This window comes from Photorhabdus bodei (assembly GCF_003287735.1).
GTDB lineage: Bacteria > Pseudomonadota > Gammaproteobacteria > Enterobacterales > Enterobacteriaceae > Photorhabdus > Photorhabdus kayaii.
In genome coordinates, this window is record NZ_NSCM01000013.1 from 1 (window position 1) to 19,118 (window position 19,118).

Below are 19,118 nucleotides of genomic sequence, written 5' to 3' on the forward strand. Positions count from 1 at the left end.
AATCTTAAAGTCACAGCGAAAGACGAACCCATCCTCTTTCTTGACGCGGTTCACCCGACTCAAGGCACTAAACTCGGTTATGGCTGGATGCGAAAAGGCGAGAAAAAAACAGTCAAAACAACAGGAAGCCGAACTCGCCTGAATATATTGGGCGCACTCAACCTGAATGCTATTGGTCGTACGGTGTTCCAGGAATATCAAACCATCAATGACTACAACATGTGCTGTTTTTTCAATGAAATAAGAAAGTCTTATCCTGACTATCATCAAAAAATTCATCTTATTGTGGATGGGGCGGGTTACAACAAAGCTCATCTTGTGAAGGAGTGGGCTTATGTTAGCAATATTGAGTTACATTACCTTCCTCCATACAGCCCAAATTTAAACCCGATAGAACGATTATGGAAGGTCATGAATGAACATGTTCGAAATAACCGTTATTTCGCTGATAAACATGAATTTCGAGACAAAGTATTCAAATTTTTCACCACAACGCTACCGGATATAGCGGACTCGCTGATGTCTAGAATTAACGACCATTTTCAGGTGCTAAAAACTGCATCTTGAAGTTTCTTGGGTATATATCGAATAGGTAGTCATTCAGATTTATTCTGAATTTTACTTCTTTTAAGGAATCAAACAGTGTAGGTATACACCTTAATTAGAGCGAAAACCATTGGGGTTATTCTTCTGCCAGTTCCAGCTATCGCGCATCATGTCGTCAATATTGCGTGTTGCTTGCCAGCCAAGAATTTCACGGGCTTTGGACGGATCAGACCAACATTCAGCAATATCTCCAGGGCGTCTATTTGTGATTTTATGTGGAATCTCTTTACCTGCTGCCTTTTCAAAAGCATGAAGTAAATCAAATACAGAATAACCAGCGCCTGTTCCTAAATTGAAAACTTCATAAGATTGTTGTTTATCCAGATAATCAATGGCGGCAATATGGCCTTCAGCCAAATCCATTACGTGAATATAATCACGAACACCGGTACCGTCTTTGGTTGGATAATCGTTGCCATACACTGATAAACATTCCAGACGACCAATCGCGACCTGAGTGATATAAGGCAACAGATTATTGGGAATACCGTTAGGGTCTTCACCAATCATACCTGATGGGTGTGCACCAACAGGATTGAAATATCTTAGACTAGTAATTTTGAAATTTGACTCGGCTGCGGCAAAATCTTTTAGAATTTGCTCAACCATCAGTTTAGAAGTGCCATAAGGGTTGGTGGTGCCGCCTACTTTGGCATTTTCAGTAAGTGGTACAAATTCAGGATCACCATAAACCGTTGCGGATGAACTGAAAATCAGTTGATGTACACCGTTGGCACGCATAGCCTGCAACAGAACTAGGGTGCCAGTAACATTGTTCTGATAATACTCAAGTGGTTTTCTGGTAGATTCACCAACCGCTTTTAATCCGGCAAAATGAATTACAGTATCTATTTTGTTTTCCTGGAAGATTTGATTCAGTAAATCTAAATCAAGAATATCACCTTGATAAAACTTCACTGATTTGCCAGTAAATTTTTCAACTCTACGAAGAGATTCAGGTGATGAATTGCAAAGGTTATCGATAACTACAATATCAGCTCCTTTTTCCAGAAGCGCTAATACTGTGTGTGAACCGATGTAGCCGGCTCCGCCGGTGATTAGAATTGACATAAGTAGGATAAAAGATTAGCAGTGCACTATTTAATGTAAATTTCCAAGTACTTATTTATAACACTTTCTATGTTAAAAATCTTCATTTGTAAATTTTTTCTTTTTTACTTTCATGTTTTTCTTTAATTTCAGAATTTAGTATTAAATATTCAACAGATTCTTTTAGTACTAATGATTTTTTCATAGGTATAAGTAATTCTTTATAACTTATAGTATTAGGTGAAAATAGTTCTATTTCATCTTACTAATCAACCTTCGTGATATTGCCATAAATGGCTTTTCTATTAATAAGTGGGTTAGGTACGATATAAAAATGATTATCAATCCAGTAAAGAAAAATTTCGAGAATCCGCTAATTTTCCGGAAAAAATGTAACTCGAAAAGCAATCGAAACAAGATAAACTGAGTTAGGTAAACTGAATACGAAATATTTCCAAGCATATTCATGAATTCGCACTTATCGATACCAAAGGTTTTTTCGTACAGTACAAAGGTTGCTACCATAAGGAAGGAAATTATTCCCCAATTATTGGGTCCGTGTAGAAGTTTAAATGGTGGCGCAGTACTACCTGATGGAATTAGCCCTCCAGAACAAAGTACGCATACTGATGCTAGGAATATAAATAACAACAAGACTTTGATAAGTCCTGAAACAGGCAGAGTTACATGTTTATGAATTAAGTAAGCGAACATACCATAGATGAAGTCAATCATCATTGGCGACGATAACAGAGCGATGAACGGTCTCTCAATCCCTTCTGGATAATTCATTGTTCTGTATGCATTCATGGACACCGAACCTGAAAATACCAACTGTAACATGAGCATGGTTGTAAATATCAGAGTTATTCCGGCTACCACTCGATATTTGTGAGATATAACAATTGCAACTAGAAAGTATATATAGAACATCACTTCATAGCTGAGAGTCCATACTGGTGCCAGTATATTGTAACCAAAGAACGGTGGGGATGAGAGGTAGTTGATGTGAAGTGGTAATATCGATTTAACAACGTTATGGAGATTTGGTTCTCCGTAATCAGTTATATTCATTTTAATAGCAATAATCGAACAGATAGCAACGCAGATAAGCATTAATGGGTAAAGTCTAAAGAATCTGCGAATAATGTATTTTAGCCATCCATGATGTTCATTTTTTTCTGTTGAAAGGCAGATGATGAACCCGCTGATCACAAAGAAAAGATCCACGCCGAAAAAGAATTGGCCAAAAAGCAGATAGCCAATATTTTGTTGTGTATAAACTCCATCAAGTATGGGTGACATGTGAACAAATAGCACCAGTATGGCTGCCGCGCCTCGAAGATATTGAATGGATAAGAGCATTATTAATCCTGTATATATGTATTTAATTACTCATTGGGTGGCAATGATATATACCCAAGAAACTTCAAGATGCAGTTTTTAGCACCTGAAAATGGTCGTTAATTCTAGACATCAGCGAGTCCGCTATATCAGGTAGCGTTGTGGTAAAAAATTTGAATACTTTGTCTCGAAATTCATGTTTATCCGCGAAATAACGGTTATTTCGAACCTGTTCATTCATGACCTTCCATAATCGCTCTATCGGATTTAAATTTGGGCTGTATGGAGGAAGGTAATGTAATTCAATATTGCTAACATAAGCCCACTCCTTCACGAGATGAGCTTTGTTGTAACCCGCCCCATCCACAATAAGATGAATTTTTTGATGATAGTCAGGATAAGACTTTCTTATTTCATTGAAAAAACAGCACATGTCGTCGTCATTGAGGGTTTGATATTCCTGGAACACCGTACGACCAATAGCATTCAGGTTGAGTGCCCCCAATATATTCAGGTGAGTTCGGCTTCCTGTTGTTTTGACTGTTTTTTTCTCGCCTTTTCGCATCCAGCCATAACCGAGTTTAGTGCCTTGAGTCGGGTGAACCGCGTCAAGAAAGAGGATGGGTTCGTCTTTCGCTGTGACTTTAAGATTTTCATAATATTCAATAAATTGTCTCTGTTTTTCTGCATCGAATTTATGAGGGACACCACAAGGTAATGAGATGGTTCCCCTCACTCTAACGGCAGTATATTAGCAGAGTGATTATCTTTGATAAGAGGCTACCATCATGAACACTATCGCACTGATTGGCATCGATCTCGGCAAACATTCTTTTCATGTCCATTGTCAGGAGCAATCGGGAAAAGCTCTGCTACGTAAAAAATTCACCCGAACTAAATTGATGGAATTCTTAGCCGATTGCTCTCCGGCAACGGTGGTGATGGAAGCCTGTGCTGGCGCGCATTTCATGGCAAGGCGGATCGCTGATTTGGGGCATGAGGCTAAGCTGATTTCACCGCAGTTTGTCCGTCCTTTTGTCAAAAGTAACAAGAATGATTTTATTGACGCGGAAGCCATCTGTGAAGCCGCCTCACGACCTTCAATGCGTTTTGTTCAGCCCAGAACGGAAGCCCAACAAGCCATGCGAGCGTTGCATCGTGTCCGGGAATCACTGGTCCGGGATAAAGTCAAAACCACCAATCAGATGCAAGCTTTCCTGCTTGAGTTTGGCATCAGTATGCCCAAGGGGATTGCCGTGATAAAACGACTCTCCACTGTTTTGGCCGAACATCCTCTTCCATCTTATTTGGCGCAAATATTACTACGGTTACAGGCGCATTATCACTATCTGGTTGGGCAAATCACCGAGATTGAGACCGCACTGTCACAGGAAATCATTCAGGATGATACCGGACAACGGCTGATGACGATCCCCGGTATTGGTCCCATCACGGCGAGTGTGCTTTCCTCACAACTGGGTGATGGAAAACAATATTCTCGCAGCCGGGATTTTGCGGCCTCGACGGGTTTGGTTCCCCGCCAGTACAGCACCGGGGGAAGGACGACCTTATTGGGTATCAGTAAACGGGGTAATAAGACGCTCCGGCAACTGTTGGTACTCTGCGCCCGGTCATTCATGCAACAGATTGAACACCGGCAGGGAAAACTGGCTGACTGGGTTAAGCAGCAGCTTGAACGAAAGCACTCTAATATCGTGGCCTGTGCATTGGCTAATAAACTCGCCCGGATAGCGTGGGCCATTACGACACAACGCACGGTATTTGTCGCCTAAAGCTGGCGTCATTGTGAACCTATTTAAATGTTACCCCACTGGTTTTGCGAAGACTGATTATTGATGACATGAACGGCCTACCGGCCTGATGAGAAACCTAACATAAAAAATGGCTCTTTCAAGCCGACAAGGTTTTAAGGTTCATCAGGCGCGGAACTCATCGAGGCGCAGGCTCCTTGCCTACAGTGACGCCGGATAGATTTAAGCAAGCCAAAAATTCATCAAAATGAGTGTTGCAAAAACGAGGGGAACCATAGATTTTTTATAAGGAAAACCCTGACGGTGTAGCCATTTATTCATGCCGGGAATGCTAAAGGTCATATTCCAGAGCTGAGTAACATAGGCCACAATTTCATGTGTGTGATGGAAAAGATTTTGAGATAAGTGGTTGATTAAAAAGTCAGTTTGCTCTCGATAAAGTAAACTATCAGACCCCCCATTATCAGATTGAAGTTTACCTTGATTGAGGTAATCACCGATATGGCGGTCAACGGTGGTCTGATGGAGTCGCAATGCCTGGGCTATCATGACAGAACTCCACCCTTCAGAAGCCAGAAGGATAGCTTTTATTCTGTCTCGTACTTGACCATCACGAGTGGTGTCGTGAAGACGTTCAAGTTTGATTTTTTGTTCTGATGTAATAAATATTTTCATAGCGAGGATAATGATCTCCATTTCAGATAAAATCAAGCATCTTCAATGACTACGGGTATATATATTCTTTTAGTGATTTGTCGAGAGTGTTCAGAATTCTGTGTCACGTTAAAAATATTACAGCGTCATCACGTTCTTCAGTCGCTCGTTAAAATAAGTGACTAACTGGGACAATGTTAAATTCCAACTCTGAATGGGCATTGTCCATTTTGCCTGTGTATTCATTAGCCCCAGATAAAGCAGCTTCAACAAACTGTTTTCATTTGGGAAAGCTCCTTTGGTTTTCGTCAGCTTCCTGAACTGGCGGCGCAATTAATTCTGTGATTGGTGGTATAAAGCACCTTTTCTGATGCCTGTGGGATAACGAAAATACGCTGACAAATTCCCCCACTTTTTGCGTCAGGATTGGATAACCACTGGATACTGCTCTCCTCATTTGGCTTCCAGTTCATCCAGCACCGTTTTTGCTGCATCTTTTGACACTACCCGGTAACGGGGCTTCAGGTCCGCGATAAACGCTTTATAATGTTTTGAGACCACATATTTAATTGGGGAGTATCTGGTGAATAACGCACAGCTGTACTTTTGTTCGCGGATAGAGCGCTGTTTATCGCCTCCGGGAAACCCGTCATATCACCCACACTCGTAATCAGAATATCCTTAAACCCCCTCGATCTGCTTTTGACTTCATATTGGTAGGGATGATCGTGAAGATTGAGTGAACCGGGTGGTGTCGAGGGAGTAACACTGGTTATTCCAGCAATTTGCTATCGCGCTATTGCTGGACTGTTTACTATGTGGAGAACAACGAAGATAAAGGTGAAAGTATTGATGTTTGCCAACTCGGAGGTCTCTTTACTGTGTATGTCAGGTATATTGTGAACCAATAGTAAATGTCTTAATCAGGACAGCTAATGTAGGGGTAGTGATTGGTGTAATTGGCGTATCACTACCTCATTATCGGAACTAGGCTATTTAATTAAATAGTATAAGTACGAATCAGTAAAGGTAAGCATCTAATGTTACAATTTTACCTCTGGAATTCCATTCTATAATATCTACACCACGGAAAACTTTTTCATCCAAAGTAAGTTCAAACTCGATTATTGATTTTGAAGCTTCTGTGAGAATGGATTTTGCCACAAAAGAGAGTTTCTTATGTGAAGAGAAAAGTTGTATCAACATTTCTCGAATACTATCGCTGCCGATTAAATGATTACTAGGATCAATCAAAGAAGCATTGCTATCAAACAGTTCCATCACTTCATGTAATGATTTTTTATCGAACGCTTTAATGTAAGCTTCAGTTAAGCTACGTATAGGACCAGCTGCTTTACGGTGACTCATTTCAAAGGATTTTACTGCATGGGCATCATAAAAATTATGATAAACGGAATCAGCTAATGGCCTACATGTTATTTTTTTACCCATTAAAACCAGTTCATTAAGGCAAGAAGAAAGATAAAAGTTACCATCAATCGCACCACCTTTCCTAATGAGATTTTTGGCAGCTGAAATGAAATCATCTGCTTTTTTAAAATAATATAAACCAGCAATCGCATTTCGACTGATTGCGGTTTTTTCTGCGGCTTGCACTACATTACCTTCATCATTAATTTTTACAAAAGACCATTTAGGGTGGACAGATTCGAAAGTTAAAACAGCGGAATCTGAATCGCTAGCACGAAAATCATTGACAATCTCTTGGAGATTATCGCTTATATAGTGGTCAGCAGATGCGATAATCAGCTCAGAATCAAGGTCTAACTCGTCGATTGCCATAAGGCTGCTGCATACCGCTCCCTTTGTCATACCTTGCAGTGGAACGATTTTGCCTTCTCCATTTGAGATCACGTTGATTATAGTTTTGAGACTAAGTTTATTCAATTTTTCAACTGGAGCCACGTATATAATTTTGTACCTCTCTTGCAGGGATGTAAAAATTTCTTGTGAGTATTCTAATAGTGTTCTGTTTGAAACTTCAGTCAGAAGTTTAGGATAGATGAAGTCATTTGAGGTCTCATATAGGTTTTTCCCACTCATAGGAATAATAACATTAATCATTTTTCCACCCTGCTTTTTCAATTCTATTAATGAAACCTTTGATGTTTTCGTAATTTACATCATAAACAGTTTCGACTTCTAACACATTCGCACCGCTAGCTTTTGCTGCTTTTATTCCATTTTCATTATCTTCAACAATTACACATTCATGAGGTTTTAAGCCTAATCTCGATATTGCGAGATTATACATTTCCGGGTCAGGTTTACCTTTTATAACATCCTGGTTAGAAATAAAGAATTCTAAATAATTTGATAAGTGAGATTTTTCCATCATAACTTCAATGGAAGTTTTTATGGAGTTAGAAGCAACAGCAAGCTTATATCCTTCTTTATGTAGCGAAGCTAATGCAAATTCATGATGAAACATTGGCTTGCAGAGATTATGAACGATATCCATTGTATATTGCTGTTTCATTTCATTAATAAACCCGTGTAAAGACGTCGATAATCCCTTGTCTTTACTTAGCATTATTAATTTGTCTCTTGTAGGTAAACCATCATATGTAGTTAAATGTTCTTGCCTTGTTATTTCCAGACCAAAGAGATCTAATGCTTTGTTTAAGGCATCATAATGCCAATCCTTGGCATCGATTAGTACGCCATCCATATCGAAAATAACAGCCTTAATTTTTTTGTTCATAAGAAAAACTCCGTTGCATCTTCAGGCAGATCAGTACAAAGAATTAAATTGCGATCATTAATAATATTATAGGGAAAAGTTTTATATTTCTTCCATGATTCAATATGATTGCGATGATGTAATTCTGGAGAAACTATGCAGACTTTTTTGTCTGAAGATAGAAATTTATTTAACAGATCAACCGTAACAAGATCTTGATTAAAACCATCAAGCCAGATCCCTTCAGCACGATCATACAAAGAATTTATTGACTCATATTCGCTATATCTTGCGAATGTTGAGAGTCCTAAATGAAAATACCCAAGCATGTCAGGCACAGACATATCAAAAAAAAAGTAATTATCTACCTTATATTTGTCTAGAATTTCTTTGGCTTTATATTGCAATCCATCAGCTTTGATATTCAGAGCTAATGTGCAACGATTATTACCAGTTTCCATTTTATAAATATTCAGAAAATCGTCAAATGAAATACATTCTTGATTAGCAATATCATGACTGATTACTAACTCACCATCAAAATCTCTGATATCAGTCTCAGTGCCAAACCCTAAAGAAAAGGATCTTTTGAAAGCTACGGTTTTATTTTTCTCATCTGGGGTTTTCCAGTAGCCACGATGGGAAATTATTTCCATATAAACTCCGAATAATTAAATCACTTATGCTTTATAAAATTTTCTATACGATATCATTGTAATATTTAATAGCTTTATTAACATTGCCATCAAATAGATTTTTCCCATGATCTAAAACTATAGCTTTGTTACAAATGTCCAATACTTGCTGGCTGTCATGACTAACAAATACAATTGTTTTACCCTTTCTTTTTGTTTCGTTAATTTTGTCTAAGCATTTTTTTTGAAACTGTGAATCGCCTACAGAAATAGCTTCATCAATAACAAGAATGTCGGAATCAAGGTGAACACCAATTGAGAATGCCAAGCGTAGATACATACCGGAAGAATAATATTTTACAGGGGAATTAATAAAATCTGATATTTCGGAAAATGAAATAATGTCATCAAGCTTATTTTTGACTTCTGAGCGATTCATTCCTAAAATAGCTCCTGAAAGGAAGATATTTTCATATCCAGATAGATCCTGATGGAATCCAGCACCAACTTCTAAAAGGCTTGAAAACGTACCGTTAATTGTTATTTGACCTGATGAAGGTAATATAATGCGAGTCATCAGTTTTAAAATTGTTGATTTGCCAGCTCCGTTCTTCCCTATAATACCCACTGAGTCTCCAGCCTCGATATGAAAACTGACGTCATTGACAGCAATGAATTCTTGGGTGCGAGTGTATTTTTTATGAATTCTACGATTGAATGAAAATAAATCGCGTATCGAGTCGGCATTTTGGTTGCCACTATTGTATATTTTAAATACATTGTCAAATTTAATCATTCGAGATCTACCACCTTCCGTTCATTAAAACTGAAATAAAGGCTTCCCAAAATTGCGATTGCCAGAGAAGATATAAATGTTACTAATAGGTTTGGTAATATAATACTATCTAAAAGTGCATAACGTGCGACTGAAACAATATGAGTCATTGGGTTAATATCATAAATGTCTTTATATTCAGCGGGAATGATGCTTGCCGTATAAACAATAGGAGATGCAAAGAATAAAACTTGCATAAGAAGAGGTATAATATGTCGGAAGTCCTTATACTTCACTTTTAAAATTGCTATCCAACTTCCTAGTCCCCACGAAAAAAATAATGTCGTTATAACACAAAATGGCACGAAAAGAGCGATTTTCCAGACATTTATATTAATATTTAAATACATAAGCACAGGCACAAAAAAAACTAGAGCTATGATTAAGTCCACGAATGCAACAAAAACACTTGCTAACCCGAATACGATTCTTGGAAAATAGGTTTTTTTAATAAGCCCGATATTATTCACAAGAGAGTCACTCACAGCTGTAAGGCTTGAAGCAAAAAAATTCCAAAATATAATACCAACTAAAAGAATCGCAGAATAAGGTGCAGAATATTCTGGGGTTGGGACTTTTACTAATAAACCAAAAACAAAAGTAAAGAGCAAAAAAGTTATTAGTGGGTTAATTACTGCCCATAGCCATCCCAAGCTAGTTTGTTTGTACCGCACGGAAAAATCACGTTTCGCTAGTTGTAGTATAAGGTATCTGGATTGAAATATTTCTTTCAAACTAGTTTTGCTATTTTTCTTTGATATTATAGTACTCATATAAAATATCATCCCCTTTTGTAAAAACGCTTGATAGCTATTTGCTTGATAAAAGGAATACGTAGAAGATTAGTTCGTATCATAAAGTAAATAATCATCATAATAGTAACGAACCGCTCGTATAGATGATAAAGATTTATTTTATTGGGGATCTTTAGAACGTATTTATTATACATCCTCTTCCAATCTTCATTTGTATATATACTATATGTTCCTTTATTATGGTAGTGCGTTGTATGCTTAGGCCATTTAAAACCTAAGGTGTTGGAGTCAGCTACAAAAAAATTATTAACATAGAACCTCTCTGATTCTTCAATTAACTCATTGCTATGTGACTGATTACCCGGGAAAATTCTATATCCCTTTTGCTTTTCAATACATTTTACCCAAATATATTGTTCGGGAACAAAACGCATCATCGTATAAAAATACATCCTCGTGTGGGTTTGGAAAATATCCTTGTTAGCTAATTCGATAGAAAAGAGCTTTTCCAAATCTATTCGTCGTCCTGCAAGTAAAATATCACCAGGATGGAATAAGTAAGGTAAATACCCTTTGGCATTACGTGCAAAAAGATTACAGTTTATCATGCGTTCTTTAAAGATAGTGTAATTTTCGTCTCTTTTAAGGTTGTCGATATTATTAATAATATATGTTTCCATTAACTCCATGATATTTGTATTGTAAAAATAAGAGTCTGTCCTTAGCTTGACTATATATTCATTATCCGAATGTAATATGCCTTGGTAAGTGGAAACTAGCATGCGGTTAATATTACTACTATATTTTATGCCATTGAAATAAGTAGTAATTGCACCAGGATCAGTATTAAATAATATATCTATATCGAAGTATCTGGAAATCTTCTCTATAGTGTTCCTTAAGAAATCGTCAACTTCCCAGGTTGAAAGAATTAGGCGAGAGTGAGGAAATAATCTTCTCACTTTAAGGACATAACTTACTAATTGTTTGTCGATTTTATTATTAGCAGTTAAAGTTCCCTGCATTACGATATCAATTTTTCCTTTCATGGCAGTAAGTATTTTCAATGTCTTAGTAATCGTTTGGCTCGATTATAAAACGTAGTCATTAAATGACTTGATTTATATCCAAAGTATTTTCTAATTAAATTAAAAATAATTAATTTTGATGAGTAGAATTTGTATTTGTTATGTACACTCGTATCACTAAATATTAAAGAATGGAACTCTTTTATATAATAATCATAATGATTGGTTATTATTTTAATTTTAACGGTGTTAGAATAATCCTTTTTGTGAAGAAAAATAAGAAGGTTCAACAGAATTGAGCTATTTTTCTGGAAGTTATCATGCTTCTGTTGATGGATAATAATTTCTATTATAGGTTGCTTAAGAAGATCTTCATTCCATGTTGTACTAATCAAATAATTTTTCGGCTTGCACTTATTTCCTATAATAAGTTGGTTTCTTTCTTTCCTGTTTGCATCTGAAGTTGATTTAAATGCATATTCTTCGAAATAACTGCTTTCATCTATTTCCTCAAGTATAATATCCACTTAATTATCCTCATTAATATACATGGTGGTTTGCTCCATCAACTTTGCTATTTCCTTAACACTCATAGGAAGATAGACCCCGCGATAGAAATATTTCAGATAAGAAGCAGATATGAGATTAGAATATTTTATAGACTTGGTTTTTCTTAGCCCCCAGCTATCTTTGCTTTCCTCAAATGAATGGTGGAATAGCGAATGGGAAACTTGGTTTTGTAAGAATGGGTAATGTATTAAAGCTAATTTTTTGTCGCGAGGGTTAATATTTGAAGTCAAAAGCCTCTTCAGCCTTTCATAGTGTTCTGGAGGTATTGATTCAAATAGAACATTGGCGCTAAAGTCCTTTACGAATTGTTCGGTTAACCATACAGGTATATTGATAGAGTGTATAATCTTAGAGATTAAACTCAACCTAGAGTAGCCACTCAAGGATTCACTGACAATACTCCTTAATACTTCATCATCTGCTCCGTATTTTGATGCAAAGCGATGAAGCCTGCGTTTAGCTTCTTTTATTGAAATTCGAAATAATGGTTTCCTTTTTATAAAAGGCAGAATTTCAGTTATTGCTCTTGATAGCCTAATTTTGCCATTATTTGAAATTAGATTTATATATCCATAATAATGTATTATGGACCGTGAATTCATGCTTTGAGTTATTGTATAAGGGTTAACGATAACAGGTATTCCCACTGATGCAGCCCTAATACCATGTTCGACATCCTCAAAATCATCCCAATATAACTTTTCATTTTGAGGGCAGTAATTCCATAGACTTGTTTTACATATGTAGAGACTTCCTGTAAGGTAATCTTTGCCGTGATTTGAGCGTAATGGGTTTTGATAATAAAAAGACAAAGAGTTAGCAATGGTCTTAATGTCTTTTTTGTTCATGGAATGGAGTTTGAAGTATTTATCTAATTTATCACTGATAGTGTTGAAATCGGAATATCTGCGTGGAATTAAATTAAGTTTATCAACAAAGTAAAAAGACTGAAAGCCGACGAAGGGAAAAAAATCTCCGAATGTTTTCATTGCACTGAGAAAATTCAATGGTAATAAAACACGATCATGGATTATGCATAGATTATTTTTTGACGCATGTTTTGCAATCTCATTCTTTTTCTTCGTTATATGTACCGGGGGCGCTGGAATATCTTCACCGATTATTTTTACTGCATTAAAATATTTAAAATCTGAATGAGGTTTACCACAAAGAATAATCTCTAAATCATCAATACCAAGTTCTATAATTCTTGAAACACAGTAATTAAGGAATGTTGGCTCTTCTGGACCTACAGGGATACCTATCGTCCAAGAATCAAAGCCTTTATCTTTCTCTATGATTAATTGAGAAGTTTTGCGGAAGATTTTATATTCTTGCTGTTCTTCAATAAGTTGAAAGGAATTCTTAAAGTAGCTGTTTTGAAGGATGCAGGAGTCATCTAAATCTTCAAAAACATATAAATAGTTTCCTATTTTAAGCTGATGAGCTATATCCCAAATCAAATGTGCATAGAATGGTGTCCTTGTTTGAATGTTATATAAGCAAACATCATGGGGCGGTTCAAACAAGAACCTTGTTGTGCCATTGATTTCAATTACTTTATGATCTTTAGAATTATTATTTACTTTACCTATGGAAACTAAAAGCAGTTTTTCGGGTTCTCTAAAGATGGAAAAATCGAGGTTTCTTTCTCCTTTAAAATTTCTGTATTTAAGGCTTTTATCATGTTTTAACTGAATTACTTCCATTCTCAAACCTTAATTTTAAATTTAGAATAATATTGCTTTACTATAGACAGGTAAACTTTTAAATAAAGTTAAATCAGCTGGCGTGCCTAGTCCATACATTCCGTCAGCTTCACTGCCAACGTTATATATGCCAATATTCGCATTATTATATTCATACATGTATGTATAAACTGGTGCTACATAGAATTCCCCATTACTTCTTTCGTCACGTTCAATCATTTTTCGAACATGTAAACAAAAGTCTTTACCTCGTTTGTAATTATAAATCCCAACGGTCGCCTCATCTGAAACGACAATTTTTTCTACAACTTTTACTACATTATTTTTTTCGTTTAGTTGTGCGTAAGACCATTTTGGATCATTTGCTTTCATGGTCATAATTAGGCCATCTAAATTTTCAATATCCATTTTAGATAAATAATCATTGATATCAATATCAACCCATTGGTCAGAATTGGCTATCATTAAAGGTTCATCGTTATCTATATATTGCTCAGCAAACATTACAGTACACGCGGCACCTTCTGTAACGCCGTCGATGCCTATTACAATTGAACCCGGGGAGATTCTCTCTAGTTCTTTTTTATAATTATATTTATCAAGGTGTTCTTGTTGACAAATAAATATAAAACGATGGGGACATGATGGTTTTAGATTGTTGGCAACAACTTCGATCATTCTTTTATTTTCGAGTAAAATAAGAGGCTTTGGGTCTATGTAACCAGCTGAAGAGAAACGACTTCCTCGACCTGCCATTGGTATAACAATATTAAGCATTTTTTTCATCCACTAAATATTTATCATTTAAAGCGCCAGGTAATTTTACGACGGTTGTAATGGTATCTTCTAATGCGTGGAAATCAGTACTTTCGCCGGGATTAATCTTAATGATACTGCCAGCAGAATACTCTTTACCCATCATGACTACTTTACCCACTATTATTACGGTTATTTCTGTTGCTATTTTATGCAAATGTCTTTTTTCTTTATCACCTGCTTTGAAATGTTGTACGGCAACTTCTACGTCAGTCGTATTGTAAATAGAAGGGGTAAATCCACCTACAAACCAACCTCTGACCATATCGTCGAGTTTATAAATTTCCATAATAATTCATTCCTAATCTGGGACTAAACACCTAGTACAATTAGATGAGATTAAGCCAAAGGCTCCTTTATAATTGAATAAGTTATTTCTACTTTCTCAATTATCTATTATAATTTTTTTGATAACGTAGATTTAGATTTTGTCTCCTTGTTATTATATTTGTATATAAAGACTTGATATAATTCTCTTAAGTTTTTATCCCCCTTCTGTGGAGTTGTTTTTATCTACAGAATATATGTTTTTCCATGTTGGTTGTTTGTGTAGTGGAGTAAAATAGATAGGAAAGCCTATATTTTTCTTAGCTATGTTTTATAACGTTATGTCATCTAAGCTAATAGGCTAAAAATATTTATTAAGTTCTTTTAAGTATTGTAAAAAACCTATCGGTTCACAAGCAGAGATAAATATCAAAGATAATTTTTAGCAATGTGGTTGCTAAGTCTGCTGTATTAAGGTAGTTTTTGGCGCTTTATGCCTTCTCTCTGGCATATTTATATATAAATCAAAGCTACCGCACTAGGTTTTTGGCTCCCAGAGTGCCTGTGATATTCGGAAATCTTATCTATTGCACTGATTTTCCAATACTTTTGTCTGTCTTAACAAAAAGTAATGGGGGATAAGATTTTGTAACTAGTTGGGGGGAGATTAGACTGTAAACTCTTCTGGGTCAAGTTTAACAAACCACTTGTTTAACTAATTGGTAGAATAGAGTTAGCTGAAATCTGTATTACTACTCATGGAATGGCGGTTAGATCTTACCAACAACGTACTATGTGCCTTGTTTTTCAACAGGTTTGCTGCTATTCCATTCGCTTCGGGATGTGGCAGTATTTCCGTGATATCCATCCGGTAGTAAAGCTTAATTGTGACTTTATGTTTATTTAGCATTGTGATTGGTGAGGTAACGATATTCCTAATTCTGCAATCTGTAATCTTTAGAGGTATAGGTAAATTCAGTAGTGATGGTTATCTAAAAAGGTCAGAGAAGAGGGGGAGAGTGGTTGGTGTAGGTTCGGGGATACTTGGTAATATATTATTGATAGGTAGTAGAGTTTTAGTGGTTTTCTTTAACTATAACATTAAAGCGAGCCTAAACTTGATACGAATAGAATCGCATTCATTTAAGTGTCAAAATCAATTTTTTGATGTTAAGTGGATTTACAGCAGTCAGGAGTGATCCGGCAGAGACTCCTACACATAAGAGCACTAGTTTTATAGAGATAGGCTCATCTACCAGCAAACAAGCAAAGATGACTGCCCAGATGGCGTAAGTGATGTTTAAACTCATAGCACGGATGGGTTGAAGCATGCAGATTGCTTTGTAGTAGAAGAGGTACGATAGCGTGGCGACCAGTGAAGTGAAAAATAATAAGGAGTATAATTCTATATTTGAGAATATATGTACAACTCCAGGAAAAGAGTGAATGAATAATATGATCATGATTAAATAGCCCACTGAGGATGATAATTGCCTGATAAAATAAGCAATATCAGCAGGTATATCTTTATTCATGCCGTAAGAGCTGATAACAACTTCGGAACTCCAGCCTAGTGCGCATATAAAAGCGAAGAGAAAGCCTATCCAGCCAGATATTGTCTGAGTTGATGCCGAATAGCCGAGTATCATGGTACATACAACGGCCAGTATTAATCCCAATATGCCGATAAGGTGAATACGATCTTTAAGCAGGAAAAAAGAAGTTAGTGCGCCAATAGCAGGATAGGTGGCCGAGATAGTTGCTGTGTAGCTAATACCAATGTATTGAATAGCTAAAATATAACAAGACATGCCAATTGGGCCACCAAATATAGCCGCCAGTATAATTATTCCATTTTTCTTGTTCTTGGGGATAAGGCGTATCTCTCGGTATTTTCCTTTAGCTATAAGATATATAAACATATATACGCATGAGATTAGATCATTTAGGAAAGCGAGTACGATAGGAATGAAAAGACAACAGGAAAGTGCGGTGTTTTTTAGTAATAATGCGAAAAGTACGCCACTTAGCCCCCAGAAGACACCGGAAGAGAGTCCATAGGCATTGGCTGTTATTTTACTATTAGTGAATATAGCCATTTGAGTACTTTTTCATAAATTTATAGGCTCATATTAAGAGGCTAGCTTCATAATTTCCAGATGTTTAATCATTCTCCTTTGTTGAAGGAGGAAATGAAGGAAGTATAATGCATTATACCCGTCATCTTTCAAGTTGCTTCTTTGTTGGCTGCACTCACTCACCTCGGTCACATAGTTCTCTATGCTCCCGGGGATTCGCTCCCTTGCCGCCGCGATGCATCTTGAAATCCATAGGGTATAGATATATCTAATAATGAGGTTTTTGTTGGCTTGTTATTTTAATTTTCGAATTATATGATTTTTAATTGCTCGTGTGTTAAAAATTTCATAGGATTATTATTTGTCCAGAAGGCTAATGTCGGTAATATGATTTTCAGCCAGCTTCATGACATGAATTTTTATTTTAAAAGATCGTAAATATAATCCTTAGGATGAAAATCAATAGGAGCATTGATAAGGATCTGCCTAATATTTTCAAAATCGTAATTTTCACAAGATGTTTTTAACTCATTTAATAATGGGTTTAATTTATCCCAAGTGAGAAAAACTTCATTGGCTGTCATGATTCTTGGGTGATTAGTGCCAGAGACGTTATCACCAATTAAGAGTTCTTCATAAAGTTTTTCACCGGGTCTTAATCCGGTAATTTTGATTTCGATATCACCATGAGGATTGGTTTCATCTTTCACGGTCAGGCCGGAAAGATGGATCATTTTCCGGGCGAGGTCATAAATTTTTACTGATTCTCCCATATCCAGAACAAAAACATCGCCATTATTGCCCAGTGCACCTGCCTGGATGACTAATTGGGCCGCTTCTGGAATCGTCATGAAGTAACGGGTAATGTCTTTGTGAGTGAGGGTTATCGGTCCACCACTTTTTATCTGTTTCTCGAACAGGGGGACAACGGAACCGGATGAGCCAAGGACGTTGCCAAAGCGAACCATTGAGAATTTTGTATGGCTGTTTTCTTTTGCAAAAGCTTGCAGTATCAGCTCGGCAAATCTTTTTGTTGCCCCCATGGTATTTGTCGGGCGGACGGCTTTGTCGGTAGAGATTAATACAAATTTTTCAACTTTTTGGTTAATTGCTGCTTTAGCCAGTGAGAGGGTGCCAAAAATATTGTTATTAATGCCCTCTATGGTATTCATTTCTACCAGTGGAACATGTTTATATGCCGCAGCGTGGTATATGGTATTAATGTTAAATTTATTGATTATTCTAGCTATCTTTTCTGAATCTTTTATGTCACCTAAAATTGCAGTAATGGTTATGTTCAAATCTCTATCTGAATTTATCTTTTGTAACTCTTTTTCTATTGAATAAAGACAATATTCGGTTAATTCAAATAAGACCAGTTGCGAAGGGGATTGAGTGATGATTTGTCTGCATAATTCTGATCCGATTGAACCACCGGCGCCGGTAATAAGCACATTTTTGTTTTTGATGTTTTTACTGAGTAAATTTTGTAATGGGTTAACCTGTTCTCTTCCAAGTAGATCGTTAATGGAAACACGTTTCAGTGAGTTTATTTGAGCTTTTCCTTCAACCAGATCATTGAAGCTCGGGATGGTGAGGATTTCACAATGCTCTTTTTGTAATCTATTGAGTATTTTTTTTCTATTAGATATTGATGCACTGGGTATGGCTAATAATATTTTCTTTATATGATATTTTTCTACTAAAATGGTTATTTTCTCGGGAGAAAAGACGTAAACTCCATGAATAGATAAATTGTGTAATTTGGCATTGTCATCAACAAAAGCAATAGGGTTGAATTCTCTATGCTCTCTTAATATAGGTAACAGTTGTCGGCCAGATTCTCCTGCTCCGTATATGATAACAGGCGTGCCTTTATATTTTAATAGATTACGTAGTGTTCTATAGACAAATCTTGTACCGCAGAGTGAGATAACCAGAAAAGAGAAGTAGATAATCGGTACGGTTCTGGGTAAAAATGCCTGCTGATATAGCGAGATTGCGGTCAATAGTAGAGTAGATAGAAATGAACCAATAATGGCCCATTTCAATATACTCATGTTGACATATTTCAGTATCGATCTGTAGAAGCCAATTCTTAGGAAAATAAATAGTGTGAAAGGTATGGTGAATATAATCGTTAACCAATGTTGTAAACTGTAAACGGGCACTTCTCTATCAAGGCGTAGCCACATGCTTAGCCAGTATGAAATAATAATGATAAATATATCTACAATCAGAAGGATGATGGTTTTAATTAATCTATCTTGGTTGAAAAATATTCTCTTGTTCATA

Annotated in this window: 16 protein-coding genes and 4 pseudogenes; 2 read left to right on the top strand and 18 right to left on the bottom strand. The window is 36.3% G+C overall.

The window, feature by feature from the left end:
• Positions 1 to 567 (top strand): annotated as a pseudogene (locus CKY02_RS10355) (IS630-like element ISPlu19 family transposase); the annotation flags it as partial.
• 90 nt (positions 568 to 657) lie between these two features.
• Here CKY02_RS10355 and galE read toward each other — a convergent pair.
• From galE to CKY02_RS10370, 3 genes and pseudogenes are all read right to left on the bottom strand, one after another.
• Positions 658 to 1,677 (bottom strand): UDP-glucose 4-epimerase GalE, encoded by a 1,020-nt coding sequence (gene galE, locus CKY02_RS10360; protein ID WP_112895238.1) that lies wholly within the window; start codon positions 1,675 to 1,677, stop codon positions 658 to 660.
• A gap of 231 nt (positions 1,678 to 1,908) precedes the next feature.
• On the bottom strand, positions 1,909 to 3,021 hold the full coding sequence (locus CKY02_RS10365; RefSeq protein ID WP_112895239.1) for an acyltransferase family protein: 1,113 nt from the start codon (positions 3,019 to 3,021) through the stop codon (positions 1,909 to 1,911).
• Between the two features lie 64 nt (positions 3,022 to 3,085).
• Positions 3,086 to 3,715 (bottom strand): annotated as a pseudogene (locus tag CKY02_RS10370) (IS630 family transposase); the annotation flags it as partial.
• 73 nt (positions 3,716 to 3,788) lie between these two features.
• Here CKY02_RS10370 and CKY02_RS10375 point away from each other — a divergent pair.
• Positions 3,789 to 4,793 carry an IS110-like element ISPlu13 family transposase gene (locus tag CKY02_RS10375; RefSeq protein ID WP_112895240.1) on the top strand — a complete coding sequence of 335 codons (1,005 nt, stop codon included), beginning with the start codon at positions 3,789 to 3,791 and terminating at the stop codon, positions 4,791 to 4,793.
• Positions 4,794 to 5,051: 258 nt separating this feature from the next.
• Here CKY02_RS10375 and CKY02_RS10380 read toward each other — a convergent pair.
• From CKY02_RS10380 to CKY02_RS10445, 15 genes and pseudogenes are all read right to left on the bottom strand, one after another.
• Positions 5,052 to 5,447, bottom strand: a pseudogene (locus CKY02_RS10380) (helix-turn-helix domain-containing protein); the annotation flags it as partial.
• Positions 5,448 to 5,564: 117 nt separating this feature from the next.
• Positions 5,565 to 6,121, bottom strand: a pseudogene (locus CKY02_RS25675) (transposase); the annotation flags it as partial.
• Positions 6,122 to 6,446: 325 nt separating this feature from the next.
• Positions 6,447 to 7,511 (bottom strand): nuclear transport factor 2 family protein, encoded by a 1,065-nt coding sequence (locus CKY02_RS10390; RefSeq protein WP_112895241.1) that lies wholly within the window; start codon positions 7,509 to 7,511, stop codon positions 6,447 to 6,449.
• Entirely contained in the window at positions 7,504 to 8,151 is a 648-nt protein-coding gene (locus CKY02_RS10395) for an HAD family hydrolase (protein WP_112895242.1), read from the bottom strand. The genes CKY02_RS10390 and CKY02_RS10395 overlap by 8 nt, the downstream gene beginning before the upstream one ends.
• The gene (locus CKY02_RS10400; RefSeq protein WP_112895243.1) at positions 8,148 to 8,786 is read right to left on the bottom strand and encodes a PI-PLC domain-containing protein; all 639 of its coding nucleotides are present in this window, start codon (positions 8,784 to 8,786) and stop codon (positions 8,148 to 8,150) included. The genes CKY02_RS10395 and CKY02_RS10400 overlap by 4 nt, the downstream gene beginning before the upstream one ends.
• Before the next feature lie 43 nt (positions 8,787 to 8,829).
• Complete coding sequence (locus tag CKY02_RS10405; RefSeq protein ID WP_112895244.1) at positions 8,830 to 9,561, bottom strand: ABC transporter ATP-binding protein; 732 nt, start codon at positions 9,559 to 9,561, stop codon at positions 8,830 to 8,832.
• On the bottom strand, positions 9,558 to 10,373 hold the full coding sequence (locus CKY02_RS10410) for an ABC transporter permease (RefSeq protein ID WP_112895245.1): 816 nt from the start codon (positions 10,371 to 10,373) through the stop codon (positions 9,558 to 9,560). The genes CKY02_RS10405 and CKY02_RS10410 overlap by 4 nt, the downstream gene beginning before the upstream one ends.
• A gap of 8 nt (positions 10,374 to 10,381) precedes the next feature.
• Positions 10,382 to 11,404, bottom strand: a complete 1,023-nt coding sequence (locus CKY02_RS10415; RefSeq protein ID WP_112895246.1) for a WavE lipopolysaccharide synthesis family protein — start codon at positions 11,402 to 11,404, stop codon at positions 10,382 to 10,384.
• Between the two features lie 14 nt (positions 11,405 to 11,418).
• A complete protein-coding gene (locus CKY02_RS10420; protein ID WP_112895247.1) occupies positions 11,419 to 11,910 on the bottom strand; it encodes a hypothetical protein in 492 nt (163 codons plus the stop codon).
• Positions 11,911 to 13,662 carry a hypothetical protein gene (locus tag CKY02_RS10425; RefSeq protein ID WP_112895248.1) on the bottom strand — a complete coding sequence of 584 codons (1,752 nt, stop codon included), beginning with the start codon at positions 13,660 to 13,662 and terminating at the stop codon, positions 11,911 to 11,913.
• A gap of 21 nt (positions 13,663 to 13,683) precedes the next feature.
• Entirely contained in the window at positions 13,684 to 14,439 is a 756-nt protein-coding gene (locus tag CKY02_RS10430) for a glycosyltransferase family 2 protein (RefSeq protein ID WP_112895249.1), read from the bottom strand.
• Positions 14,432 to 14,767 (bottom strand): hypothetical protein, encoded by a 336-nt coding sequence (locus CKY02_RS10435; protein WP_112895250.1) that lies wholly within the window; start codon positions 14,765 to 14,767, stop codon positions 14,432 to 14,434. Before CKY02_RS10435 ends, CKY02_RS10430 begins: the two co-directional genes overlap by 8 nt.
• Before the next feature lie 1,117 nt (positions 14,768 to 15,884).
• On the bottom strand, positions 15,885 to 16,844 hold the full coding sequence (locus tag CKY02_RS10440; protein WP_112895251.1) for a DMT family transporter: 960 nt from the start codon (positions 16,842 to 16,844) through the stop codon (positions 15,885 to 15,887).
• Between the two features lie 33 nt (positions 16,845 to 16,877).
• Entirely contained in the window at positions 16,878 to 17,015 is a 138-nt protein-coding gene (locus tag CKY02_RS24535) for a hypothetical protein (protein ID WP_167405296.1), read from the bottom strand.
• A 227-nt stretch (positions 17,016 to 17,242) separates the two neighbouring features.
• Positions 17,243 to 19,117, bottom strand: a complete 1,875-nt coding sequence (locus tag CKY02_RS10445) for a polysaccharide biosynthesis protein (protein WP_112895252.1) — start codon at positions 19,115 to 19,117, stop codon at positions 17,243 to 17,245.
• Position 19,118 lies beyond the last annotated feature (1 nt).